A 25,525-nucleotide genomic window follows, 5' to 3' on the forward strand; every position below is an offset into this window, starting at 1 on the left:
AATATTTTAAACACGGGGGGAAAAATGAACGTTTCGATCATTGGCCTGGGCTATATCGGGCTGCCTACGGCAGCGCTAATAGCATCCAACGGTATAAAAGTTTATGGTGTAGATATAAACCAGGGCGTAGTAGAAAAGATTACCCGTGGCGAAGTGCATATTGTCGAGCGTGACCTGGACGGATTAGTGCAAAAGGCTGTGACAAACGGTTTTTTAACGGCTGGCGCGGTGCCGCAAAAGGCCGACGTTTTTATCATAGCAGTGCCGACACCGGTAACGGAAGGCAACAGGCCGGATGTTACATTCGTCGATAAGGCGGTTGAGAGTGTTATTCCTTTTTTAGAGAAAGAAAACTTGCTTATAATCGAATCCACCTGCCCGGTGGGTATTACGGACAGGCTGGCTGGCCGCATATTCTATCGCAGGCCGGATCTCGCGGGCAGTCTATTCATTGCCTACTGTCCGGAGCGGGTTTTGCCCGGCCGGATTTTATATGAATTAGAACATAACGACCGGATCGTGGGCGGTATTAATGAAATATCGGCAAAAAAGGCGGCTGAATTTTACGCCGTTTTTGTTAAAGGAAGCGTATTTCAGACAGACGCCAAGACTGCCGAGATGTGCAAGTTGGTGGAAAACGCCTACCGTGACATCAATATCGCCTTTGCCAATGAGCTTTCCATTTTATGCGACAAGGCCGGCGTAAATGTGTGGGAATTGCTCAGCCTGGCCAACCGGCACCCGCGGGTGAATATTTTGAATCCCGGCTGCGGTGTGGGAGGGCATTGCATTGCCGTCGATCCCTGGTTCTTGGTGAGCCAGTTTCCGGAAGAAGTCAGGATTATTAAAACGGCCAGGGAAATTAACGATTTTAAGCCTTCCTGGGTTGTGGAGAAGATCGAGGCTATGGCCGGCGACTTTAAAGAAAAACGAGGCAGGCCTCCGGTGCTTGGTTGCCTTGGCCTCTCATATAAGCCTGATACGGACGACACCAGGGAGAGCGCGGCTTTAAAGATAGCCAGACAGTTGATTGACAGAGGCTACCGGGTTCTGGCCAATGAACCGAATATAAATAGCGATTTCGTGGCGGGGATTAAGAATCATACATTATCCAGTGTATTGCGGGAAAGTGATTTGATCATTGTTAACGTGCTGCATTCAGCATACAGTGGCGTTGTAAATAAGGCGGCAGAAAATGTCATTTGTTTCGCCGGCTGAGGTGGATAATTGTGCTGCAGGCAATAATCAAAAAAGGTAAGATATATCCGGAAGAAGTTCCCGTGCCGCAGGTGCAGGAGGACAGTGTCCTGGTAAAAGCTGTTTATTCATGCATATCTGCAGGCACTGAGATCAGCAGCCTCCAGGAGGCCGGGAGGTCCCTGGTTAAAAAAGCCCTGGAAAAACCGGACAAGGTGAAGCAGGTTCTGGAAATGGCCGGACGCGAGGGTGTGGGCCGCACCATGGCCAGGTTGAAAGAAAAGCTTGATGCCGGCAGTCCCACAGGCTATTCCGTGGCAGGTGTTGTTGTGGCTTCAGGCCGGCGCATTAACGATTTTAAAACAGGCGACAGGGTGGCTTGCGCCGGCGCGGGTATCGCCAATCACGCCGAATATATTTCGGCGCCCCGCAACCTGGCGGTGAAAATTCCACCGGGAGTGGAGTACGGAGAAGCTGCCACCGTCGCCCTGGGCAGTATAGCCATGCAAGGAGTGCGGCGCGTGCAAGTCCAACTGGGGGAATTCGTGGTCATCTTTGGCCTGGGCATCCTGGGACAGCTTGCCCTGCAGATGGTCAGGGCCGCCGGCGGCCGGTGCGTAGGGGTGGATATCGATCAGCGCCGCCTGGTGCTGGCCGGCCGCTTTGGCGCCGAATTGATTTTAAATCCTAATGAGGAGGATGTTGTCAAGCAAGTCCTTCATCTTACCGGCGGGCACGGCGCTGACGCCGTGATTTTTACCGCCGCCGTCACCGACCCGGCAGTCCTATCCCAGGCATTCACTCTGACCCGCCGCAAGGGGCGTCTGGTGATGGTGGGGGTTTACGGCAAGGAACTAAACCGCGACGACATATATAAAAAGGAGATCGATTTTCTTATTTCCACCTCTTACGGGCCGGGCCGTTATGACGAGCAATACGAACTGAAAGGCCTGGACTACCCTTACGCTTACGTGCGCTGGACGGAGGGCCGCAACATGGAAGAGTACCTGCGGTTGCTGGATGCCGGCATAGTAGACGTGAAGCCCATAATTGAAGCTGTTTACCCTATTGCGGAAGTGCAAAAAGCCTATGAATCTTTAAATTCGCCTCAGCGCCCTTTAATCGTGCTGCTGGAATACGGCCAACCATCCGACAGCCTTGCAGACGAAGCCGGTCGGTTTCGCAAAACCGCAGCGCCGCGAGTACGGACATCACAGCGTGAAGGTGAAATAAGAGTGGGCCTGATCGGCGCCGGCAGTTTTGCCTCCGGCATGCACTTGCCCAATATGCAGAAACTCAAAGGCAAATACCGCCTGCAGGCGGTATGCAGCCGCACCGGCTATACGGCAAAAGCGGTGGCCGGGCGGTTCCAGGCCGGCTACAGCACCACCGATCCGGCCGATATTTTTAGTGATCAGGATATAGACTTGGTAATTATTTGCACACGACATAATAATCATACTGATCTGGTCATGCAGACCCTGCAGGCGGGCAAGCATGTTTTTGTGGAAAAACCGCTGGCCTTAAACCAAGCCGAACTAAACCGGATCAAGGAATTTTATGCCGGCGGCGCAGACGGCAAGCCGCTTTTGACGGTCGGGTTCAACCGCCGCTTTTCAAAATACGCGCGGGAGGCAAAAAAACACACTGGCAGGCGTATCAACCCCCTGTTCATGCATTACCGCATGAATGCCGGTTACATCCCTTTGGATCATTGGGTGCATACTGAAGAAGGCGGCGGTCGCATCATAGGCGAGGCCTGTCACATAATCGACCTGTTTACATTTTTCACCGGCTGCGCCGTGCGCTCCGTGGCTGTGAGCAGCCTGTCTCCAAACACAGACAGCCTCAGTTCCTCAGACAATAAGGTTATTACCCTGGAATATGTGGATGGCTCCGTGGCCACGCTGGAATATTTCGCTGTAGGTTCAAAGCAGTTACCAAAGGAAACCATGGAGATTCATTTTGACGAAAAGTCTATTATCATTGATGATTATAAAGGTATTAAGGGATACGGGTTGAAAGTACATGATTTAAAAAGTTCTGTCAGCGAAAAGGGCCAGCTGGAAGAATTGGAGGCGCTTTACGAATGCCTGGCTTCCGGGGGCGGCAGGTGGCCCATTGAGCTTTGGGACTTGGTGCAGACGACGGAAATAACATTTATGGCAGTATTTTAACGTGATTAAAAAAAATAAACTTATAGTTGGTTTATATAATTATTCTTATTAAGAAGGTATACCATGCCCGGTCAGTCGCTTAAAATTTTTATAAAAAAATATTCTAAGATCGAAAACCTTGTAAGAAATCTAATAAACATTGCCCCTTTATCTATAAGATTCGGCAAAGACTTTTGGGATTGGTACGCTTTTTTTGAGGTGACTGAATCTTGGTCCCAGGAGCAGATTTTGGAGTACCAATTAGAAGCTCTTAAACTTTTACTTAATGAACTAGTTCAAAACAGTGAGTTTTATCGAGATAGACTGTCAGGACTTAATATTAATCAGTTGGATTCAATCGATAAGTTTCGCTCAATTGTTCCGGATTTGTCTCGTGAAGAGTTTAGGAATAATTTTAATTATATTTTATCAAAGAGCGCAAATAAGAAAGCTATTATAAAAAGCCAGACTTCAGGTACAACAGGGATGGCATTACAGTTTTATCATCTTAAAAAAGATAATGCCCGGGAATGGGCAGCTATCTGTCATCAATGGAAGCGAGTTGGTTATGATCCCGTTAAATCACGCCGGGCAGAGTTTAGAGGATTAACTCAAAATAACAAAATTATAGATTTTTTCCCCGAACAAAATATGATTCGCGTTTCAATATTGCACCTTAAGCATGAATATTTAAAATACATTTCAAGTGAAATTATAAAAAATGAAGTAGATTATTATCACGGCTATCCAAGTGCCATTTATTTGCTGGCAAAAGAAATTTGCGATTATAGCATTAATTTTCCACAACCTAAAGCAATCTTACTGGCTTCAGAAATGGTACATAAATGGCAATTAAGTCAAATTCAAGAAGCATTTCCAAATACAAAAATATTTTCTCATTATGGTTGTGCTGAGCGCACTGTACTTGCAGGTTGGTGTGAGTACCGGCAAGAATATCATATCTTCCCGCAATATTCGTTAGTCGAAATAGATGAACATACTTATGAAATAATAGGTACAAATTTATTTAATACGATTAATGGTTTTGTACGATATCGGATGACGGATGCTGTTCTCGAATCCGACTTTGATATTTGTCCTGATTGCCATAGGCCGTATACTCCTAGATTAATAAAATTAGGTGGCCGTGCTGAAGATTTTCTATATAGCCCTGAAAATGGCTGGATTGCGCCTGCAATTGTGACCTATCCACTAAAAGGTTTAAAGAGCATTCGAGAGATACAGTTTTTCCAAAAAGAAAGGAACGAAATTTTAATACGATATACGATTTCTTTAAGTAATGAATTTTTATTGAAAAACGATCTTGAACAAATAGAAACCGGACTATATTATCTTTTCGGTAAAAATATGATACTAAGATTTGAACAGGTGGATGATTTTGCACGGGGCTCATCTGGAAAGTTTAAATGGATTATTTGTGAATTGGATCGCTATATTTGAGTAGTGAATTTGAATAGTTGACAATTTTATAAAAGCTGTAAAAGATTTTGTTTTTAGAATTAAGTGGAAATTTTAGATATAAGGAATGGCGTAAATGAGGGAACAAATTGCTGTTGGTGTTACAATTCCAGCCTATAATAATGAAGCACCATATCATCCGTATGTTTCCTACCCTGAGGTTCCTTTTTCAGAAACGTCGAAATACCCAAATTTCCCATATCATCTTTTGAGACAGTTATTTTTAAAACTTGGCCTTGATAAAGAGCATTATGGTACTCCTCATTGGAACCCGCTCGGCGCAATTATCCGGCTGGGCCAGACTGTTTTAATCAAGCCGAACTTTGTTTTAAGCTCTAATCTAAGCGGTGGCGATTTGTTTGCTGTGGTAACTCATCCGTCAATCATACGTGCGTTGATTGATTATATTTATATTGCTTTAAAAGGAACCGGGCGAATAATAGTTGCCGACGCTCCGCAGATGGATTGCGACTGGGAACAGTTGATGGCAGCTCAGAGACTGGATACTATCCAGACTTTCTATCGTCGAAAATTCAGTTTTGAGATAGAACTATATGATCTTAGAAATTTTGCATTAATTGATCCTTCGAAACCGGCTTATTCTGAGAATAGAAAAGAGCTTCCCGGCGATCCTCAAGGCAGCGTGATAATTAATCTCGGCAGAGAAAGTGAATTTTATGGCCTTCCAAGTGAAAATTATTATGGTGCCGACTATAATCGAAATGAAACAATAAGGCACCATCAAGGAGAGATACATGAATACTGCGTATCTGAAACGGTTTTGTCCGCGGATGTTATTATTTCCGTTCCTAAAATGAAGGTGCATAAAAAAGTCGGGGTTACTTTAAATCTGAAAGGTCTTGTCGGGATTAACACTAATAAAAACTATTTAATTCATTACAGGGTAGGTACAGCAGGTGAAGGCGGAGATCAGCTCCCAAATAACCTTAAAGCAGATGACCTGTTATTAATAAAAATACAGCGCTGGCTATATGATCACGCGCTCGCCAAGCAAAATAAGATGGGCGATTCAATGTATAAATGGGTGTTATCATTGTACAGGTTTTTTATCAAACCGTTTATGCATGTAGATAACTCCATAGCAATGTATGATGGAGGAAACTGGCATGGCAATGATACGGCTTGGCGCATGACTGCCGACCTTGCCAAGATACTTTTTTTTGCAGATTCTCAAGGCAATCTCTGCGATAAAATACAACGCAACTTTTTTTGCGTTGTTGATGGGATAGCAGGTGGTGAAAATAACGGTCCATTAGCTCCTGATGTTAAGCGATGTGGTTGTTTGGTTGCGGGGCGGAATCCTCTAGCGGTTGATTTGGTTACAGCCAGATTAATGGGTTTTGATATAAAAAAGATAAAACAATTTAGCATGATTTTTAAAGAAGGCAGTAAGATTTTACCTTGTTCAGCTGAAGATATCAATATCATATTAAACGGATTAATTATTAAAGGGCGACATTTTTTTGACGATCATTGGGATGATCCGGTTTTTGGCTTTAAACCACATCCCGGCTGGACAGGACATATCGAAATATCTCAAGATAGGTTAGGTAGGTGAATAAAACGGCAGAAATAGCAATTGTTGGAGACTTGGCGCTTCATTATGGCCCTCAAAAATGTGATAAAGATATTTTAGATTGTTTAGGTTCAATGAGTTTTGTAATTGCTTGTTTAGAGGCTCCGATATGTTCTTATGGGACAGGGCCGAAATATAAAAAGAGAACGGTTTTTCGTATCGATCCATCCCGGGCCGAAAGGCTAAAAAAATATAACTTGAAAGTAGTATCATGCGCCAACAATCACATTATGGATTTTGGGAAGCGGGGAATCGCCGAAACATTAACAATTCTCAATAAAATAGATATTTCTCCCATAGGGCTGAAGACACCTTCTGCGAACCATACATTTGTTGACTTGAAAGAACCTTTTAAAATGAGGATCGCTGCTGGTATGGGCAAAGGTCTTTCTATTGGTTCATTCTACATATCTTCAATTAAAGATGTGGCGAATGCTTTGAAAAAAGCCCCTGAAGATGTGCTGCGCATCGCTTATTTACACGGCGGCACTGAATACGTGTCATTTCCGGATCCACACCAGTTTAGAGAGACGTTGCATTTATTAAGAGAATGCCGGGTGGATATTATCTGCTGGTCACACTCCCACGCGCCGGCGCCTTTTACCGTGAAAGGCGGTGTCTTTATTGCCTGGGGTCTCGGCAACTGGGACTTGACCAGTCCTGAAAACCGCCAAAGGAATGTTTCAAAGCGCGCGCTGGCGCTTACCATTAGTAGAATGGAAACAATAGGTCTTAATAATTTATTAACTGCTTTTGAGCGAAGGATACTACCGGATGGAAATAAAGATGTTTTACATAAAAGCACATATGAATGGTCACAAAGAATAATATCAAATATAAGTTGTGAGGAAATTGCAGAAATTCATAAAAAATGGGCTGAAATAGACGCCTGTGTGTGGCTGCCGCAAACATGCGCCGCTATTAAGTGGAGGATCCAAAAATATGGCTATCGAACGGTGGTAAAAGATTTAATTAAAATTATATTGTCCGGTAGATGGTGGAAAGCACTATATAAAATCAACTTTGACAGGATGAATGAGGCATGTGCCGAATGGGATGGGTTCAAAAAAAGCTTGCGGTAAACAGTTTCTTTGTTGCGTCGGCACAGGTTATAACAGGTCTGTTAGGTTTGGGCACACAGGTTCTGGTTGTGCGGAAGATTGGTGTGAGCGGGGTAACGGATGGTTTTTTTGTTGCTTACGTGATACCGGATGTTGTCGGCGGTATTGTTATGTCGCTTGCCTTGCTTGTTTTACTGCCCCGTGTCGTCGACAAAGAGGGGCTTTCCCCATACGGGCGTAATCTTTGCTGGATGTTTGCTTTATTGAGCGCGGTCATATTGTCAATAGCAGCCTTAATTGTTATTGTAACGAATATTTCACTCGCTGCATTTCTCGGCCCCGGCTTGACGGAAGAAGGGGTAAAAGTGGCAGGAAAAGCATTGTCTATCATGGCTCCAGCAATCATGCTTCAAGGAACCGGAGGAGTAGCCATAGCAATGCTGCAGGCTTGCAATTTTTTTGCGGCTGCTTCTTTAGGACGCGTATTTTTTATGTTGGGGCCTTTTATAGCTGCAGTTGCGTTAGTGGATATTTATGGGATATATTCGCTTGCTTGGGGTGTATTGGCCGGTTCTTTTTCGGCTTGCATTTTCCTTGTCTTAATCACCTTGGCGGTTACAGGGCGACCCCTGCTTTATGAGGTATGGGCTACCCGGTTAGAAGCGGTTGAGATAACAAAAGGCGCCGTCCCCGTTCTATTTGCACGCTGTGAAGGAGAAGCATGGGGGTTTGTTATCCGCGCCGTTGCCACTACTACATTGCCCGGTGGGGTAACGCTACTGGTTTTAGTTCAGAAGCTCGCGAATTTATTATATCTGGCAGGCAGCAGTATATCTACGGCAGCTTATCCTGATATCGCCCGCGAGAGCAGGTTTGGAAGCGAAGGTTTTATCGGCCTTACCCGGAAGAGAGCGGGACAGATATTTTTGGTGATGAATGTTCTTGCCTGGCCTTTGGCTGGCGTGGCAGCCAGCATAATGAACATGATAACCAACAGCACTGTTTATGTAGAACCGTCAATTGCATATTTCGCACCCGTATGTTTGTCGCTTTTTTCAATAATGGCACCCTGGGTGAGCATAAACGGTCTCATAGGCAATGCAACCTGGGCTGTTGGAAGGGTGTGGGGACGACTTGCCATTGAAGCAGCTACTCTCTTTATGCTCCTGCCGGTATTGTGGTTTTGCGCAAGAATATGGGGTTTCATAGCAATACCAGTTATTTTTTTCGCCGAGTGGCTCATTTTAGTTTTTGCCGGCGAGCTTCTATTAAGATATTCCCTTCGTCAACCGGTCTTATCAAAAAATGATGTTATCGCTTATCTTGGCATAACGGTTGGAAGCCTGCTTGGGGGTTGCGCGGCACGGATAACCGCAAATGTTTTAGACAGAATGCTCTCTTTTTATCTGTTTTACCAATTTCTTTCTTCAGTTGCAGCTTTTATTGTTGGTGCCGTTGTATCGGGGCTGTTTGCTTTTATCATTGTGCGCAAGGTCTTGAAATATGAATTTGCTTAATTATTGCAAGAAAATAGTATCCCTTCCTCCCAAAGTTCTTGCCGTAAAAGTGGTTCGTTTGATGAAACGCAGGTTGATGGAGAGAAGACAGCGTTACTTTGACCAACTCTGTATTACTTTTGATAAAAATATTGTTAAAGGTAAGTTGTATCAATATTTGACTGGAATTTCAGTCAGTCGTTTAGAACCGTACAGAGAGACAGTAATTTCACTGGTGGAGCTTTATTTGAATCACAGTTTTGACCTGCTTGGTTCTGGATGGGTTCAGGTGAAACATGGGATGAATTGCCGCGGGCTCGAAAATTATCGTTACGAGATGAGTAAAGCAATTTTTGCGGATAAAGAAGGAAGATGGCTGGAAGGCCGGATTAATACGACAAACTCAAAAGAATCTCAACGTATCTGGAGTCTTGTTGACGACTATTATGTACCCATTGACTGGCACCTTGACTTTAAGTCCGGTTACCGCTGGGACGAGTCCACCTGGTACAAGGACATCCGTTATGGACATAAACCGGGCGTGGATGTCAAAGTGCCCTGGGAACTGGCCAGAATGCAGCACCTGCCGTTATTTGCCTGGGCCTATGCCTTGCAAAAAAACACTGCGCGCTACGGGCCAACGGGCCAGGCTGAATTCCTGCCTCCTGAATTGTACGTCCGTGAATTTCGCAACCAGGTGCTGGATTTCATAGCCTCCAACCCGCCCCGTTTCGGCGTAAACTGGCACTGTACCATGGACGTGGCCATCAGGGCGGCCAACTGGCTGGTGGCATACGACATGCTGCATGCTTTTGGGGCAAAATTTGATAATGAATTTCTTGAAGTGTTTCAGCATTCCGTATATGATCATGGCAGGCACATAATAGATAATCTGGAGTATACTCCCGAACTGCACGCCAATCATTACCTGGCCAATATTACCGGCCTGCTGTTTGTGGCAGCTTACCTGCCCCGCACTGAAGAAACAGACCGCTGGCTGGCCTTTGCCGTACAGGAACTGATATCCGAGATGGATTACCAGTTTAACCCGGATGGAAGCAATTTTGAAGCGTCCACAAGCTACCACCGCTTGTCGACGGAAATGATGTTATACGGCTCCATCCTGTGCGTTACCCTGCCCCCGGGGAAAAGGGAGGCATTGAAAAATTATGAAACAGCGGGCCACAAGGTGAGGCCGAGGCTGAAGCCATATCACGAGCAATTATATAATGTAGACGACCCTTTGCTTTTTCCGCCCTGGTTCTGGGAGAGACTGGAGAAAGCCGCCGAATTTACCTTGCATATCACGAAACCAAATGGAGAAGTCCCACAGGTGGGCGATAACGACAACGGCCGTTTTTTGAAAATATGGCCGTCTTACCGGAAAATGACAGTAAGAGAAGCTGTTAGAAAATACAAAAATCTGGAGAACTACAATAATCTGCCGCCAGACGCTGTTTACTGGGAAGAGAATATTCTGGACCACAGACATATCACCGGAGTGGCAGGGGTGCTTTTCCGGCGATCTGACCTCATTAATTTAATAGAAATGAGTAATCCAGAGGTACAGTTGGTGCAGAACTGGTTAAGAGATATTTATGTGCCTTCGTATCATGTCGACCCGGGGCGGCCTCACCCTGCTGCTGAAGGCAGGACGGCAGGTGATTGCATATCCCTGGAAGCCTGCTTGGAACAACTGAAGAGCGAATACGGGGAGCCTGTGATAACTTTTTTTGGAGCGGAACGTCCCGGTCCGCCTCTGACGCAGGACTTGGAAATAATTTCGTACCCCGGCTTCGGTTTTTATCTTTACCGCTCGCAGCGGTTGTACCTGGCTGTACGATGCGGCTCTCTCGGCCAAAAAGGTAACGGCGGCCACGCCCACAACGACCAGTTGAGCATTGAACTGAACATAGATGGCAAAGATATCATCCGTGATCCGGGAACTTACCTTTACACACCCATGCCTGAAAGGCGTAATCATTTCCGGTCCACTGCAGCTCATTTTACGCCTCAAGTGCCGGGAAAAGAGCAAAACGAGTGGTTTCCCGGAATGAGTGGACTTTTTCAATTAAAAGACCGGGCCAGGGCAGAATGCCTTTATTTTAATAAGGATGGCTTTACAGGTCGCCATTTTGGCTTTGGTAAATGTGTGACGCGGTTAATAATGATTGAAAAAGAAGGCGTTTATATTTACGATTTTAATGCGTTTTCTCCAGGTGAAACAGCAAAGTCTTATTCAAATGGTTATGGTTTGTTAATTGAAAAAAATAATTAAAAAAAGTTTAAGAAGAATAATTCAAGAAAGATCGAGATTAGAAGAATATATGTTAATGAATAAAGATTGGCCCCAAAAAGCTAACAGGAAAAAAGTATTAATGGCTGTGGGAAATTACTGGACATCGCCATTTCAGGTAGGAAGCCATCATATCGCTAAAGGTTTTGTAGAAGCTGGTTGGGATGTTGCTTTTATTTCCGATCCAATATCACCTGTTCATTTGTTAGGTGGGAATTTGGAAGATTTAAAGAAAAGGTTTAAGATATACGGTACTGGCGGGAAAAACTATTTGGAAGGAAAATTATGGACGTATATTCCTTTTGCGATGTTTACTCCACATAATAAGCCATTTCTTCGTTCACAATTTGTTGCTAAAAACTGGTATAAGTTTACTGTTCCCAATCTGGTAAAAAAGATAAAAAATGCTGGATTTGAAGAAGTGGACCTGCTTTACTTTGATAGTATAAATCAGTATTTCTGGCTTGATAAGATTAATCATAAAAATTCTATTTTGCGTATAGCTGATAAAAATTCCGGTTTCAGAAAATATACCTCTGCGGCCAGGGTGATGGAAACAAGACTGGCTCAAAAGGTAGATGCTGTTATTTATTCTGCGCATAATCTAGAAGAATATGTTAAATCATTGCGACCAAAAAAAATGTTTCATGTACCAAACGGCGTTAATTTTGAACACTTTGCCGGCGGTTCACGGGCAATGCCTCCAGATTACAGGAATATACCAAGGCCTATAGCTATTTATGTAGGAGCTATGGATTTATGGTTTGATTATGATTTAGTAAGTGAAGCGGCTCGAGAGTTGCCTAATATTTCTTTTGTCTTAATTGGTCCTGCCGAATTGGCGCGAAAAAAACTGCAATTGCTTCAAAACATCCATTTGTTGGGGCCACGTAAATATGACGAACTACCGCCCTATTTATATAACAGCGATGTAGGCATAATACCTTTTGATGTAAAAGGTCATGCAGATTTGGTAAATAGTATTCATCCTTTAAAGCTTTATGAATATATGGCCTGCGGCCTCCCGGTAGTGTCTGTAGAATGGCAAGAAATAAAAAAATTAGGGAGCCCAGCAATTTTATGTAATTCAAAAGAAGATTTTGTAAAAAACCTCTTGGAACTCCATTTTATTTCAAATAATAAAATAGATTATATAAATTATGCAAAACGACAAAATTGGGTGAAAAGAATAGATAATCTCATTAAAATTTTAGGAGATCTATGAAATGAGAATTAAAATAATAATTATAAATAATATGCTTATATTTATTTTTTTGTTTTTCTTGTTATACTCAAATTTTATTAGTAGAATTATTGGTTACAATTTAAATGCGCTATTTTATTTATCATTTCTTTTGTTATTAATTTACTCCTTAAGAAAGTATTTCTTGAATAAAATTATAATTTTTCAATTATTTATTGTTTTATTCTTTGCTATATATATTTTTGATACATCATTTGATTTTTCTGCAAATTTATTAACTATAAAAGATTTTATTGTTCCGCTTTTATGTTTGGGAATTGGAATGTTTTTTACTGAAAATAAACTTACAGCAATTAATTATTTAAATATATTATATTTATTTTTTATTGCATATGGTATAATTCAAGAAGTTTGTTTTTATACTGGATATTTTTATTTTTTGCCCTGGGATGTGAATTATAGTGAATTATGTATTGCTAATGGTGTTGTTAATATATACCAAGGGAATCTTTTGCGCTTTTTTGGAATGATGAATTCTTCTATAGAATATCAAGTATTTGTTTCAATGATTCCATTGTTTCTTTTGCTAAATTATAATGTTATAGTTAATAAGCGGATTTTTATTATAAATTTTATATTGTCAATTTTGTTTTTAACATTCTCATTTGAAAGAAGTCCAATAATAATGTTTTTAATAGTGTTAATTATATGGAAATTCAAAGATGTTTTAAAGTTTAAAAATTTTATTATAGTTTGTTTTATGGTATTAACAATATTTACTTTTATAAATTATAATATTGATTTTTTATTAAATAATGAATATACAAAGTATGCATACCAACGATTAATAAATGGTTTATTTTTAAAATATAATGAAGATGCTGCAATATTGGAAAGGAATAATTTACAATGGAAAATATCTAAAGATATAGCTACTAAAGAATTTTTCGGTATAGGACCAGGTAGAATAACTCCTTCAGCTTCAGAATACAAGGGATATATAGGTCCACATAATAATTTTCTTGCCTTTTATTTGGCTTACGGTATAGTTGGCTTAATTTTGTTTTTAATATTTATACTATTTATTATAATGCGATTATCTAAAATTAAAAATAATTTTAAGTTATTTGGATATGGTATAATAGTAAGTTTTTTTGCGATGGCAATGTTTAATATGCCATTCAGCGGTAAACAAGGCATAATATTTTATATGTTATTGGGATATTTAATTAATGAACCATTATCACAAACTATTGTGCCTCTATCAAGCAAATCAACATTGAAATTAAAAGAATCCATGTAAGTAGTTGGTTAAAAGAGGTGTATAAATTGGTAAGTATAAATTATAGGTTCATAAATCAAAATAATAAACGATATATGCGCTTTATTTCAAGAATTGATAAAATCGGTTATAAAATTTTTAATAAAAATAAGAATAGAATAGATTATTCTTCTGTAAAAAGTGTAGCTATTTTACAACTTGCCCATATAGGAGATTTTATTTTAACATTACCTTTTGCCAATTTATTGCATCAAAAAATAAGTTCAAAAATAATTTTTGTTGTTAATAGTACAAATGCTTTATTGGCAAAAAAATGTTCATTTATAGATGATGTGATAGAGGTAGATGCGCCATATTTTGCAAGAAATAAAAATAATAATAACTTATTTTCCTTTGTAAAACAACTTTCCAAGATAAATGCTGATCTTATTTTTGATTTGCGTGGAGATATTCGTAATTTAATATCGGTTTATTTTGCATCAAAATATAAATATCTTGTTGGTTATGCCGAAGGTGGCTGTGGATTCTTATTAAGTAAAAGATTGGATTATCCATGGCATGGGCATATATCTGAAACTTTTAATAAATTGTTACTGGAATTTGATATAAATGAAAATCCTATTGATTATTGGAATAAGGATAATATTCCTTATATTGATTGCAGATTAAAACTTCCTAAAAATTATTTATTGATTCATATCTCTACTGCTGCCCAAGCAAGACAATGGCCTATTGAAAATTTTATTGAACTAATTAAAAAAGTTTCTAAATATATTCATGTCATTGTGCTTGGGGTAAAAAATGATTTAACACCTGCGCAATTTGCTGATATCAAATATATACCAAATACTACAGTTTTAATTGGAAAAACTAATCTTTTAGAATCAATTGATATCGTACGTAAAAGTAGTTATTTTCTTGGATTAGAATCTGCATTTGTGCATATAGCTGCATTATTAGGTAAACGTGTTGTCGGAATTTATAGCGGCACAACAAATAAGTTGAGATGGGGTCCATTTTCTCTTTATCCTGATCAAATAATAATCATTAAAAATAAACCCTCCTGCAGTGGTGAAGATGGATGTGGAAAGCTAAATTGTATAAATAATATATGTATGATGCAAATAAATATTGACAGAGTTTTTCAAGCAGTTAATGAAATGATAGAAAAAAATTAATTTAGTTTTTTGGGGGGATATGGGTATATGATTAGTAATAAAATTATAAAAGAACATATTTCAATTATTAATGCTTTAATAGAAGTTACCATGCGCGATATTGAACTATTCGGATCTTATTGCCAAAAAACTATTATGCTAGGCAATACTATCTACCTTCTCGGCAATGGTGGTAGTGCAGCTGATTGCCAGCACCTTGCGGCAGAACTGGTCGGCCGTTTTAAAAGTCAGCGAGGAGCTTTACCCGCTGTAGCTTTAACAACGGATACTTCCATACTTACGGCAATAAGTAATGATTACGGCTTTGAGGAAATATTTGCAAGGCAGGTGGATGCCCTTGTAAGGCCTGGCGACCTGGTGGTGGGCATTTCCACTTCGGGTAACAGTCCAAATGTGGTCAGAGCTATTCAGTTAGCTAAAGAAAAAGGTGCACGGACGGTGGGCTTGACTGGTAGGCATGGAGGAAAGCTGGGTAATATCTGCGACCTGTGCGTTAAAGTGCCGTCTGATGTGACAGCCAGAATCCAAGAAGCCCATATCTTGATTGGACATATAGTATGTGAAATGGTTGATGAGGTGGCGGACGGTGTTTAATAATTTAAAAAAAGTAACAACTTTTTTAAGCGAAGAAATTCAAGAATATAAAGTATTGGTGTTGGGTGACGTGATGCTGGACAAGTATTATTTCGGTGAAGTGAGTCGCATTTCCCCGGAGGCTCCGGTGCCGATAACGCGGGTTCTGGAGGAGCGTGCATCCCTTGGTGGCGCGGCAAATGTTGCCCATAACCTTTCTCTTCTGGGCTGCAGGGTGTTATTGGGCGGCATTGCAGGAGACGACGAGAATGGGAGGTATCTGATACATCTGTTGGATGAGCGGGGTATTGATTGCAGGGGGTTGGTTTTTTCCAGCAGGCTGACTACCACTAAATTAAGGGTGTTCGGTGCCCACCAGCAGGTGGTACGGTTGGACTTTGAAGAAACAGGCCAGTTGGATAATGAAGTGGAACAAAAACTGATTGAGTGGATTGATGCAGCTATGGCTTCGGGGGTACACGCCCTGGTGATTTCTGATTATGCCAAGGGGGTCTGTACAATCGGCCTGTGTCAGTATGTAGTGGGGGAATGCTCTAAAAGGGGAGTTCCTGTACTGGTCGATCCCAAAGGGACTGATTGGGATAAGTATAGAGGGGCGACCTTCATTACTCCCAACTTAAAGGAACTGGGTGAAGCAGTGTCTCAAAGCCTGGCGAACGATGATAAGGCGGTAGAGCGGTGTGCGGTCTTGGCCCGTGGACGGTATGGGTTGAAAAATATCGTTGTAACCAGGTCGGAAAAAGGTTTGAGCTTAGTCAACAGTAAAGAAGTTATGCATATATTAACGCGGGCGCAGGAGGTTTACGATGTTTCCGGCGCCGGCGACACGGTTGCTGCAGTTTTGATTGCTGCAGCGGCTGGCGGGCTCGACCCGGTGGACGCGGCGCACCTGGCCAACCTTGCGGCCGGCGTCGCGGTGAGCAAGATTGGAACTTATGCCGTGTCCAGGGCCGAACTGATGAACGCTGTACAGCAGGCTTGCAGCGTCTCTGGGCTTAGCAGCAAAATTGCCGGGTTTTCCGAAGCCGTAAATCTGGTGGAAGGCTGGCGGAAGAAAGGGCAAAAGATCGTTTTTACCAATGGGTGTTTTGACATTTTACACGCAGGACACGTTATTTATCTGGAAAAAGCCAAAAAATTGGGTGACCGGCTGGTGGTCGGGCTCAATACCGACGATTCGGTCCAGCGCATAAAAGGCTTTGCAAGGCCTGTCAACAGTGAAATGGACAGGGCCAGACTCCTGGCTGCCCTGGAATGTGTCGACTGCATTGTTCTTTTTAATGAAGACACTCCTTCAGAATTGGTTTGCGCCATGAGGCCGGACATTCTAGTAAAGGGAGGCGATTACCAGGTGGAAGAAGTAGTAGGGCGGGAATATGCCGGCAAAGTAGAAATCGTCCCATTTGAAGACGGGTATTCTACCAGCAAGATAATTGAAAATATCATTGTAATGAATATGCGATAGGCTAGTGATAAAGTTTTATTAGCTAAAAACATACTTATTGACAATTAAAATATGCCATGGCTGATTACTGTCAGTACCTTTGGAAAGAATGGCGGGTATTTGTATTGATTTCTCTTGGTCGTGTATTAAAACCCGCGGCCTTTATGGACCGCGACGGTGTACTTAATGTAGATACCGGCTATGTATTTCGCTGGGAGGATTTTGTGTGGGTGGCTGGGGCGAAGGATGCGGTGAAGCTGTTGAACGAAGCGGGCTACCTGGTTTTTGTGGTGACAAACCAGAGCGGCATAGCACGGGGGTACTTCAAGGAAGCTGACATTGTTGCCTTGCATTGCTGGATGAACCAGGAGCTTGGTGCATGCGGCGCCCATGTTGATGCTTTTTATTACTGTCCTCACCACCCGAATGCTACGTCAATACCCTATCGGAAGGTCTGTGGTTGCCGCAAGCCAGCGCCTGGATTGCTTCTGCAAGCGATGGAAGAATGGCCGGTGGACAAGAGTGGATCTTTTCTGGTGGGCGATAAGAGGAGTGATCTTGAGGCTGCGATCGGTGCCGGGTTGCCGGGGTATTTGTTTAAAGGTTCCGATCTGTTTGTTTTTATAAAGAATCTTTTGGTAAAGCGGAGGGGGTATGCTTTTGAGAGAACGTGGTAATAAAATCTTAAAGTTTTTTGATAAGTTTATAGGTATCCCGCTTATTTTTATACTCGGCTTAACGAAAAAAAAGAAAAAATTTAATTTTGAAGTTATAAAAAATAAAAACAAGCTAAAATTTATTTTGTTGAAGACTGCTGGCATAGGAGATACAATTCTTCTTTCTGCCGTTGTATGTGAATTAAAAGATAGCTTTCCCTGTTCCAAAATAACGCTGGTTTGTTCAAGTAATAATTGCCAATGTGCTAGGTATTTGCCCGGTATTGATGAAGTTGTTTTGTTTAACATGTCTAGGCCACTGGAGTCGTTGAGGTCTATAGCAGCGCTGGATGAATTCGATATTCTGTTTGATTTTGCGCCATGGGCTAGGATTAACAGCTTGATTTCGTACTTTGCCAGGGCTGAACTTAAAGTAGGTTTTAGAAGGAAAAATATGTTCAGGCATTATGTATACGATATAAGCGTGAATCATATGGATGATACTCATGAAATAGAAAACTACCGTAAGTTGTTACGTGCTGTTGATATAGACATAAAAAATTTTAAACCTGCATTTTTGATAAAAAATAGTCTTTTACAAAACACTGCCTGGGTATTGGAAGACGGTAGGCGTAGCGTGGTAATGCACCCCTTTCCTGGTGGCTCAAAAAGTTACTTGAAAGAATGGCCTTTGGAGAACTGGGTGGAAATTGGTATGCAATTGATAAAAGAGGGATGCAAGATCTTTATCAGTGGGGGAAAAGAAGATATAGGTAGGGCTGAATATATAGCGAGGGAGATAGAGAAAGGTGGAGGGGAATGTTCCGTTTTAGCGGGGAAGCTTTCCCTAAATGAAGTAGCTGGAATATTAAAAAAGTCTTCATTATTGATAACTGTCAATACAGGTATAATGCACATGGGAGCAGTAGTAGGAATTGATCTGGTAGCCCTGCATGGGCCAACCTCACCTTTGCGCTGGGGGCCGGTGAGCGATAAAGCTGTCGTCATCAAGCCAAAGATTGAATGCTCGCCGTGTATTAGCCTCGGTTTTGAGTATGGGTGTGAAGATGGTGGCTGCATGGAGACAATAACGGTTGAAGAGGTGCTGCTGGCTGCGAAGGGTATATTAAGTAGGAACGGATGAAATGGTAGCCTGATCAATTCGGGCTAATATCTGAACGCTGTCATAAAGGTAAGGCGTTTCAGAAATGATAATCAGGTTTCCCTGGAGTAACGTGGTAAATAGCTTATTTTGATGAAATTCTGGCTGGCTTAATCGGGCCGGGTTGCAAACAAAAGAAAAACGGGGTTGTGTTTTATGCGGCGGTGGCTTTTGGTTCTGGCCTGTCTTGCGGCCATCTTTTATTTTTCCGCGCAGCCTTTCTCCGCGCAGGACTTGCGGGCGGAAATCGGCCGGCACGGCAGGATTGTGCAAAAGGTGCGGGATCTGCCGCCGGTGAGCTTTTCTTACGGCGGGGAAATTGTGGACAACCGCCTGAATCCTGAAGATTTTATCCAGTTCTGGCTGCGCAAGGGGGCGCACTTTGTTGTGTACGGGCTGCTCGGGCTGGCTATTGACGGGGCTCTTGCGGCAGCCGGCTTGAAGGGATGCCGGCGTTGGATTGCTGCGGGGTTGTTTGTGTTTCTGGTCGCGGTTTTGGATGAACAGAACCAGATGAGCGTTCCGGGGCGCACCGGCAGGCCGCTGGACGTGCTGGTGGACCTGGCTGGGTTTTTTATCTTCACCCTGTTTACGAAGCCATATACCAACGGATAGATCTGAGGTACCACCTGCTCCCCTACGACAGGCAGCAGACGGGCGAACATATACCCTTGAATACGCGGGGGAAACACGAGAAATATTCACCGATATGGCTGTAAACGAGATCTACAAATATCGGTATGAGTTTCTATTTTGAGGATTAAGTCAAGCTAAACCACTGTGGTCATAAAAACACTTAGATGAAAAGGAAATATACACTTTGAATACATTCTGCTATAATAATTGTTAAGCTAGCGTTTTTATAACGACTATTCTGGCATGATAAATTGTAAATCGTGTTTTGGAGCGGGGGTGTGTTTTGATGATTGACCGTATTTTAATAGACCCGGCTATTTGTCATGGTCAGGCCTGTGTCAAAGGTACCCGTATCCCCGTACATCAGATTATTAAGATGATGGCCAATGGGGATACCATTGAAGAACTATTAGGTGAATATCCGTCACTTGAAAGAGAAGATATTCTTGCTTGTCTTTATTACGCTGCCTTGCTTGCCGAAGAAAGCTTTACACCCATTGAGGCTATGAACAGAATATGAATATTTATGTGGATGAAAATATTCCCTTAGTGACTGTTCAATCTTTACGAAGGATGGGACATAACGTTTTTGATAACCGGGGAACCTCAAAAGAAGGCATGTCTGATGAGAAACTGTGGAGAATCGTCCAGCGTCGAAAGTGTTTATTTATCACCACAGACAGAGGATTTGCAAGTTACAGGTATGAACATCATTACGGTATTTTAATAGTGTGTCTTCGACAGCCTAACAAGCAAAAAATCCATGAGCGCGTGATGATATCTATTAATCAATTTATGGTCGATGAGTGGCCGGGGCAATTGGTTGTGATGAGGGATAATGTAAAAAGCGTGTGGTCAGGAGAGCGGTAACATATTGACATTTTTCGTTAAGATTTGTTAATATGAATTCAAGAGAAAGTGTCCAGCCCGTCATTAACGAACGGGCGTTATTGCTTTATTAGCCCGTGTTTTTATTTTCACAAGATTTTTGAGGAGTATTGTTAATGCAGAAAATATTAGTCGGAATTGTCATGGGCAGTGACTCCGACCTGCCTGTTATGAAGGATGCCGCCGCTGTCCTGGACGAACTGGGCGTCGCCAGTGAGGTGGTGATAGCTTCCGCCCACCGGGTGCCGGACAAAACGGCTGATTACGCCCGGACGGCCGCGGAGCGGGGGCTGGCGGTGATTATCGCCGGCGCGGGCGGGGCCGCTCACCTGCCGGGTGTCATGGCCGCGCACACCCCTTTGCCGGTGATTGGGGTGCCGGTTAAATCCGGCGCGTTGAACGGGGTTGACGCTCTTTACGCTATCGTCCAGATGCCCTCCGGGGTGCCGGTGGCGACTGTGGGCATCAACGGCGCGAAAAACGCCGGGATCCTGGCGGCGCAGATTATTGGCGCCGCCAATCCTGAAGTTCGCCGGCGCGTGGTTGCTTTCAAAGAAAAACTTGCCCGCCAGGTTAAGGAGAAAGACGCGCTTTTAGCGGAACTGGGAGTAGAGGGATATCTTAATAAGTTAGGGTAGGATATTAATCAGGTATTCAGAATTCAGGAGTCAGAATTCAGAATATTTCAAGGCGATAAAACGTTCTTTTATTCTGACTACTAGCTCCTAACAATTATAAGTACTATTTAGGCATTCAGAATTCAGGATCGAGTTCTTTTATTCTGACTACTGACTCCTGACTACTGACTCCTAATCCATTGGAGGCGTTAAGAATGATTGAACGTTACACGCTGCCGGAGATGGCGCGGATCTGGTCGGAAGAAAACAAGTTCCGCAAGTGGCTCGACGTGGAGATATATGCTTGCGAGGCTATGGCTGAACTGGGGCAGGTCCCCGCGGAAGCGCTGGCGGAAATCAAGGAAAAGGCTGACTTCAACGTGCGACGCATCGCGGAGATTGAAGCGGTGGTCGACCACGATGTGATAGCTTTTACCACTAATGTGGGCGAATATGTCGGCGAGGCTTCCAAGTACATCCACCTGGGGCTGACTTCCTCGGACGTGCTGGATACGTCCATGGCCGTTTTAATGAAAGAGGCCGGCCTGCATATCGTGGGCAGGCTGAAGCAACTGCGGGAGGCGCTGCTGGAAAAGGCCAGGGAGCACCGGAACACGATCATGATCGGGCGCACGCACGGCATCCATGCCGAGCCGATTACCTTCGGCCTGAAGATGCTGCTCTGGGTGGCCGAGACTGACCGCAACATCCAGCGGATGGAGCGGGCGGTGGAAACTATCAGCGTGGGCAAGATCTCCGGCGCGGTCGGGACGTACGCCAACATCAGCCCGCGGGTGGAGGCGCATGTCTGCGCCCGGCTGGGCCTGCGGCCGGCCATGGTGTCCACCCAGGTGCTGCAGCGGGACCGCCACGCGGAGTACCTGACCACCATCGCGGTGATCGGCAGCTCCCTGGACAAGTTCGCCACCGAACTGCGCAGTCTCCAGCGCACCGACATCCTGGAAGTGGAGGAGTTTTTCAAAAAGGGCCAAAAGGGCTCCTCGGCCATGCCGCACAAGCGCAACCCGATCACCGGGGAGCGCATCTCCGGGCTGGCCCGCCTCCTGCGCGGCAACGCGCTGGTGGCCATGGAAAACGTGCCGCTCTGGAACGAGCGGGATATCTCCCACTCTTCGGTGGAGCGGGTGATCATCCCCGACAGCACCATCACGCTGGACTACATGCTGGTGAAACTCACCGGCATCATCACCAATCTGCTGGTCTACCCGGAAAACATGCTGCGCAATGTCGAGCGCACGCACGGGCTGATTTTTTCCCAGCGTGTGCTGCTGGCCCTGGTGGAGGAAAAGGGCCTCAGCCGGGAGCGCGCCTACGAGCTGGTGCAGCGCAACGCCATGCAGTCCTGGCGCACCGGGGCGAGTTTCCGGGATTTGCTGCTGAAAGACGGCGAGGTAACCGCCCTGCTCAGTGAGAAGGAAATAGACGAACTGTTTGATTATAACTACCACTTGAAGCATGTGGATGATGTTTATCAACGGTTTGGTTTGTGAGAATAAAAATTGGGGTGAATGGTTCCGATGAGTGAAAAGACAGTGATTGATTTATCCAGACTGCGCAAGCCGGACTACAACGGTTCAGTGCAGGAGCTGTATTTTTTAGAAGAGCATCCTGAGTGGATGGTTTGCAAAACCATGCCGGGCGGGTCGGTATTTGATGTCGGAACTATTTTTTCCATTCCGAACAGCGACATCTGCCGGACGGCGTTAAGGCACAAAATATATTCCCTGCTGGAAACGCCTGAGGAATGGGAAAATATATATGGTCACATCTGCCGGAAGTACGCGCGGGACAAGGAATTCTTGGCATTTTTAAGTGAAGGCCCGCTGGAGGATTTCCGGCTGAGGGGGGCGGACACTCACCACCTGGGCATGATTGACCGGGATACCGGTGAAGTGTACAGGAAATCGTTTCCCCCGCATCCGAGCCAGTATGTTTTAGTCAAAAAGTATAAAATTATCAAGCCGTCCCGCGTTTCCTACAATGACAATCATTTGTGGGACTACAGCGAGTACTACGGCGCGGATAAATTTGTCGTCCCTCTGGAAAACATTGTGCGTATCGGGTTGACCTCGGGTTCTTCCATTTATAGAAATTACCTGAACATGAATGACGCGGAAAGAAAAAATTATCTTAAAGAGCTTGGACTGCGGGAGGAGCTGGTTCCCTGGACGCTATTCGCCAAACCGGTGGTGGATTTCACCACCAAGTATGAGCCTGAGGATAGGAGTCTGAAATTGCAGGAAGCCCTGCATGTCAGCGGGAGCAGTGGAAAAAAGCTGTTAGATATAATTAAAATGTGTATTTTGGGAGCGATTCTGGTTTCGGAATTCTTTAGGAAAATCGGCTTGTTTTTATGGGACCTGAAGTGGGAAATCGCCAGGGACGGAGATAAGCTGGTTTTTGTCGACACCATTGACACCGACTCGATCAGGGTGACCACCAAAGCGAATTATAATAATAAAGATTACTTTGTCAACTTCAATAAACAGTCGATGAGGGATTATTATAAAATCATGCATTCCCAGTGGTTCGAGGCTACGAAGTCGGCGAAAGCGGCGGCGCTGAAGTCCGGCAAGTCTTTCCTCGAGCATTTGCGGGCCGGGCAGGCGGAAGGCTATTATCCGGGTACGCCGCAAGTCGACCGGAGATTTATCGATATTCAGGAAGATAAATTTAATACTTTGATCGCGTATATTTATGGACAGGCTACCTTGGACAGCACTATTGAAAAATATAATGAAATCGGTCTGAAAGAAATCGGCTACTATGACGCGAACGGTGTTTTGGAAGAGTATGACAAGCTGAACGGAATGGGAGAAGAGACAGTAGTCAGGAGTCAGTAGTCAGTAGTCAGGAGTAAAGAATAGGGAGAAAGAAGCAAGGAGTCAGGAGATAGAGAAACAGGAGTCAGAATTCAGGAGATAAAATTCAGGGGACAGTAGAAAGGAAAAAGAGGTCGGAAGCCAGGAGTTGGAATGAGTGAATGTGTTTAGCATCTTTTAATATTCTGAATACTGACTCCTGACTCCTGAGTACTTGAATAATTAATTTTAATGACTGTGGGGAGTGGAGAGGAAAATGGTGGAGGGATACATGAACGGCCCGGGTGAAGCCCCGGAAGGGGATAAACCCAGGGAGGAGTGCGGCATCTTCGGTATCTACGGCCCTGGTCTTGACGTGGCCAGGCTCACTTACTACGGCCTGTACGCCCTGCAGCACCGGGGGCAGGAAAGCGCCGGCATTGCCGTGGCCGACGGAAGGAAGATTTATCTTCAAAAAGACATGGGTCTGGTTTCCGAGGTGTTCAACCATGAAAAACTGAACGGTTTCCATGGACATTTGGCCATTGGCCATGTGCGTTATTCCACGACCGGCACCAACAACCCGCTTAACGCCCAGCCGTTTGTCTATCATTCCTCGAGAGGCATGCTCGGGCTGGCCCACAACGGCAACCTGACCAATACTGCCGAACTCCGTTCCCTGTTGTATTCCGCCGGGTCGGTATTTCAATCCACCACCGACAGCGAAATTATTGTCAGCCTTATAGCCAAGTACAGCCAGGACAGCCTTGTTGACGCCATTAGAAAGAGTATGGCCGACATTAAGGGCGCGTATTCTTTGTTGATCCTTACCGGGAAAAAACTGATTGGAGTCCGCGATCCGCACGGCATCCGGCCCTTGTGCCTGGGCCGGCGCGGCAACGCGTATATTCTGGCGTCCGAGTCCTGTGCCCTGGACACTGTCGGGGCGGAGCTGATCCGGGACGTGAAGCCCGGTGAAATCATTGTCATTGATGAGAACGGCTTGACTAGCCACATGATTTTTCAAAACGGCAGAAGGGCGCACTGTATTTTTGAATACATCTATTTTGCCCGGGCCGACAGCTGCATGGACGGCTTTAACATCAACAAGGTGCGCCGGGAAATGGGACGCCAGCTTGCCAGGGAGTACCCGGTCGAGGCCGACATGGTGATTCCCGTACCCGATTCAGGTATTGCCGCCGCCAGGGGTTTCGCAGCCGAATCGGGTATTCCTTTTGAAGAAGGCCTGATGAAAAACCGGTACATCGGGCGCACCTTCATTCAGCCCAGCCAGAGCATCCGGGACCTGGGGGTGAGGCTCAAGCTGAATCCCATCCGGGACGTGCTGGACGGCAAGCGGGTGGTCATGGTGGACGATTCAATCGTCCGGGGCACTACCAGCGGCAAAATTGTCAACATGCTGCGGGAGTGCGGCGTGAAAGGAGTCCACTTCTGCATCAGTTCCCCGCCGGTGATTAGACCTTGTTTTTACGGTATTGACATCTCGAGAGAGGATGAATTGATTGCCTGCCGGAAACCCCTGCGAGGGATCAGGGAGTTTATCGGCGCGGACGGTCTTCATTATCTGAGCTTGGAAGGACTGCTGAATGTTTTCGGGGAGGAAAGGGATAATTTTTGCACCGGCTGTTTCAGCGGCAATTACCCTGTGGAAATCCCGAAGGCTTGCGAGCAGGACAAGTTTATCCTTGAGTGAACCATCAATCATCTCAATAAATTTCTGGACTTAAATTAGGGGGTTT

21 protein-coding genes are annotated in these 25,525 nt (G+C 44.3%); all 21 read left to right on the forward strand.

Annotated features, from left to right (window positions below; genetic code table 11):
* Nucleotides 1-24: 24 nt before the first annotated feature.
* The 21 genes from wecC to purF all read left to right on the forward strand — a co-directional run bounded on the left by wecC (nucleotide 25) and on the right by purF (nucleotide 25,479).
* Complete coding sequence (gene wecC, locus L7E55_RS00155) at nucleotides 25-1,218, forward strand: UDP-N-acetyl-D-mannosamine dehydrogenase (RefSeq protein ID WP_277441928.1); 1,194 nt, start codon at nucleotides 25-27, stop codon at nucleotides 1,216-1,218.
* A gap of 11 nt (nucleotides 1,219-1,229) precedes the next feature.
* A complete protein-coding gene (locus L7E55_RS00160) occupies nucleotides 1,230-3,374 on the forward strand; it encodes a bi-domain-containing oxidoreductase (protein ID WP_277441929.1) in 2,145 nt (714 codons plus the stop codon).
* A 63-nt stretch (nucleotides 3,375-3,437) separates the two neighbouring features.
* A complete protein-coding gene (locus L7E55_RS00165) occupies nucleotides 3,438-4,814 on the forward strand; it encodes a phenylacetate--CoA ligase family protein (RefSeq protein WP_277441930.1) in 1,377 nt (458 codons plus the stop codon).
* A gap of 94 nt (nucleotides 4,815-4,908) precedes the next feature.
* Nucleotides 4,909-6,411 carry a DUF362 domain-containing protein gene (locus L7E55_RS00170; protein WP_277441931.1) on the forward strand — a complete coding sequence of 501 codons (1,503 nt, stop codon included), beginning with the start codon at nucleotides 4,909-4,911 and terminating at the stop codon, nucleotides 6,409-6,411.
* On the forward strand, nucleotides 6,408-7,511 hold the full coding sequence (locus tag L7E55_RS00175) for a CapA family protein (RefSeq protein ID WP_277441933.1): 1,104 nt from the start codon (nucleotides 6,408-6,410) through the stop codon (nucleotides 7,509-7,511). Before L7E55_RS00170 ends, L7E55_RS00175 begins: the two co-directional genes overlap by 4 nt.
* On the forward strand, nucleotides 7,481-9,007 hold the full coding sequence (locus L7E55_RS00180; RefSeq protein WP_277441934.1) for a lipid II flippase MurJ: 1,527 nt from the start codon (nucleotides 7,481-7,483) through the stop codon (nucleotides 9,005-9,007). The genes L7E55_RS00175 and L7E55_RS00180 overlap by 31 nt, the downstream gene beginning before the upstream one ends.
* Nucleotides 8,994-11,264, forward strand: a complete 2,271-nt coding sequence (locus L7E55_RS00185) for an alginate lyase family protein (protein WP_277441935.1) — start codon at nucleotides 8,994-8,996, stop codon at nucleotides 11,262-11,264. The genes L7E55_RS00180 and L7E55_RS00185 overlap by 14 nt, the downstream gene beginning before the upstream one ends.
* Complete coding sequence (locus L7E55_RS00190; protein ID WP_277441936.1) at nucleotides 11,248-12,507, forward strand: GumK N-terminal domain-containing glycosyltransferase; 1,260 nt, start codon at nucleotides 11,248-11,250, stop codon at nucleotides 12,505-12,507. The genes L7E55_RS00185 and L7E55_RS00190 overlap by 17 nt, the downstream gene beginning before the upstream one ends.
* A gap of 1 nt (nucleotide 12,508) precedes the next feature.
* On the forward strand, nucleotides 12,509-13,789 hold the full coding sequence (locus L7E55_RS00195) for an O-antigen ligase family protein (RefSeq protein WP_277441937.1): 1,281 nt from the start codon (nucleotides 12,509-12,511) through the stop codon (nucleotides 13,787-13,789).
* A gap of 26 nt (nucleotides 13,790-13,815) precedes the next feature.
* A complete protein-coding gene (locus tag L7E55_RS00200) occupies nucleotides 13,816-14,946 on the forward strand; it encodes a glycosyltransferase family 9 protein (protein WP_277441938.1) in 1,131 nt (376 codons plus the stop codon).
* Between the two features lie 27 nt (nucleotides 14,947-14,973).
* Nucleotides 14,974-15,540 carry a D-sedoheptulose-7-phosphate isomerase gene (locus L7E55_RS00205; protein ID WP_277441939.1) on the forward strand — a complete coding sequence of 189 codons (567 nt, stop codon included), beginning with the start codon at nucleotides 14,974-14,976 and terminating at the stop codon, nucleotides 15,538-15,540.
* Nucleotides 15,533-17,005, forward strand: a complete 1,473-nt coding sequence (hldE, locus tag L7E55_RS00210; protein ID WP_277441940.1) for a bifunctional D-glycero-beta-D-manno-heptose-7-phosphate kinase/D-glycero-beta-D-manno-heptose 1-phosphate adenylyltransferase HldE — start codon at nucleotides 15,533-15,535, stop codon at nucleotides 17,003-17,005. The genes L7E55_RS00205 and hldE overlap by 8 nt, the downstream gene beginning before the upstream one ends.
* Nucleotides 17,006-17,109: 104 nt before the next feature.
* Nucleotides 17,110-17,661, forward strand: coding sequence for a D-glycero-alpha-D-manno-heptose-1,7-bisphosphate 7-phosphatase (locus L7E55_RS00215; RefSeq protein WP_277441941.1), 552 nt, complete (start codon nucleotides 17,110-17,112; stop codon nucleotides 17,659-17,661).
* Entirely contained in the window at nucleotides 17,645-18,784 is a 1,140-nt protein-coding gene (locus tag L7E55_RS00220) for a glycosyltransferase family 9 protein (protein ID WP_277441942.1), read from the forward strand. Before L7E55_RS00215 ends, L7E55_RS00220 begins: the two co-directional genes overlap by 17 nt.
* A 174-nt stretch (nucleotides 18,785-18,958) precedes the next feature.
* On the forward strand, nucleotides 18,959-19,417 hold the full coding sequence (locus tag L7E55_RS00225; protein ID WP_277441943.1) for a VanZ family protein: 459 nt from the start codon (nucleotides 18,959-18,961) through the stop codon (nucleotides 19,415-19,417).
* Nucleotides 19,418-19,724: 307 nt separating this feature from the next.
* Nucleotides 19,725-19,958 carry a DUF433 domain-containing protein gene (locus L7E55_RS00230; protein WP_277441944.1) on the forward strand — a complete coding sequence of 78 codons (234 nt, stop codon included), beginning with the start codon at nucleotides 19,725-19,727 and terminating at the stop codon, nucleotides 19,956-19,958.
* The gene (locus L7E55_RS00235) at nucleotides 19,955-20,308 is read left to right on the forward strand and encodes a DUF5615 family PIN-like protein (RefSeq protein WP_277441945.1); all 354 of its coding nucleotides are present in this window, start codon (nucleotides 19,955-19,957) and stop codon (nucleotides 20,306-20,308) included. Before L7E55_RS00230 ends, L7E55_RS00235 begins: the two co-directional genes overlap by 4 nt.
* 134 nt (nucleotides 20,309-20,442) lie before the next feature.
* Nucleotides 20,443-20,964, forward strand: coding sequence for a 5-(carboxyamino)imidazole ribonucleotide mutase (purE, locus tag L7E55_RS00240; protein ID WP_277441946.1), 522 nt, complete (start codon nucleotides 20,443-20,445; stop codon nucleotides 20,962-20,964).
* Nucleotides 20,965-21,158: 194 nt separating this feature from the next.
* The gene (gene purB, locus L7E55_RS00245) at nucleotides 21,159-22,454 is read left to right on the forward strand and encodes an adenylosuccinate lyase (protein WP_277441947.1); all 1,296 of its coding nucleotides are present in this window, start codon (nucleotides 21,159-21,161) and stop codon (nucleotides 22,452-22,454) included.
* Nucleotides 22,455-22,481: 27 nt separating this feature from the next.
* Complete coding sequence (locus L7E55_RS00250; RefSeq protein WP_277441948.1) at nucleotides 22,482-23,807, forward strand: phosphoribosylaminoimidazolesuccinocarboxamide synthase; 1,326 nt, start codon at nucleotides 22,482-22,484, stop codon at nucleotides 23,805-23,807.
* A 250-nt stretch (nucleotides 23,808-24,057) separates the two neighbouring features.
* Nucleotides 24,058-25,479 carry an amidophosphoribosyltransferase gene (gene purF / locus L7E55_RS00255; protein ID WP_277441949.1) on the forward strand — a complete coding sequence of 474 codons (1,422 nt, stop codon included), beginning with the start codon at nucleotides 24,058-24,060 and terminating at the stop codon, nucleotides 25,477-25,479.
* Nucleotides 25,480-25,525 lie beyond the last annotated feature (46 nt).

The organism is Pelotomaculum isophthalicicum JI, assembly GCF_029478095.1.
In the GTDB taxonomy this organism is placed as follows: Bacteria; Bacillota; Desulfotomaculia; order Desulfotomaculales; family Pelotomaculaceae; genus Pelotomaculum_D; species Pelotomaculum_D isophthalicicum.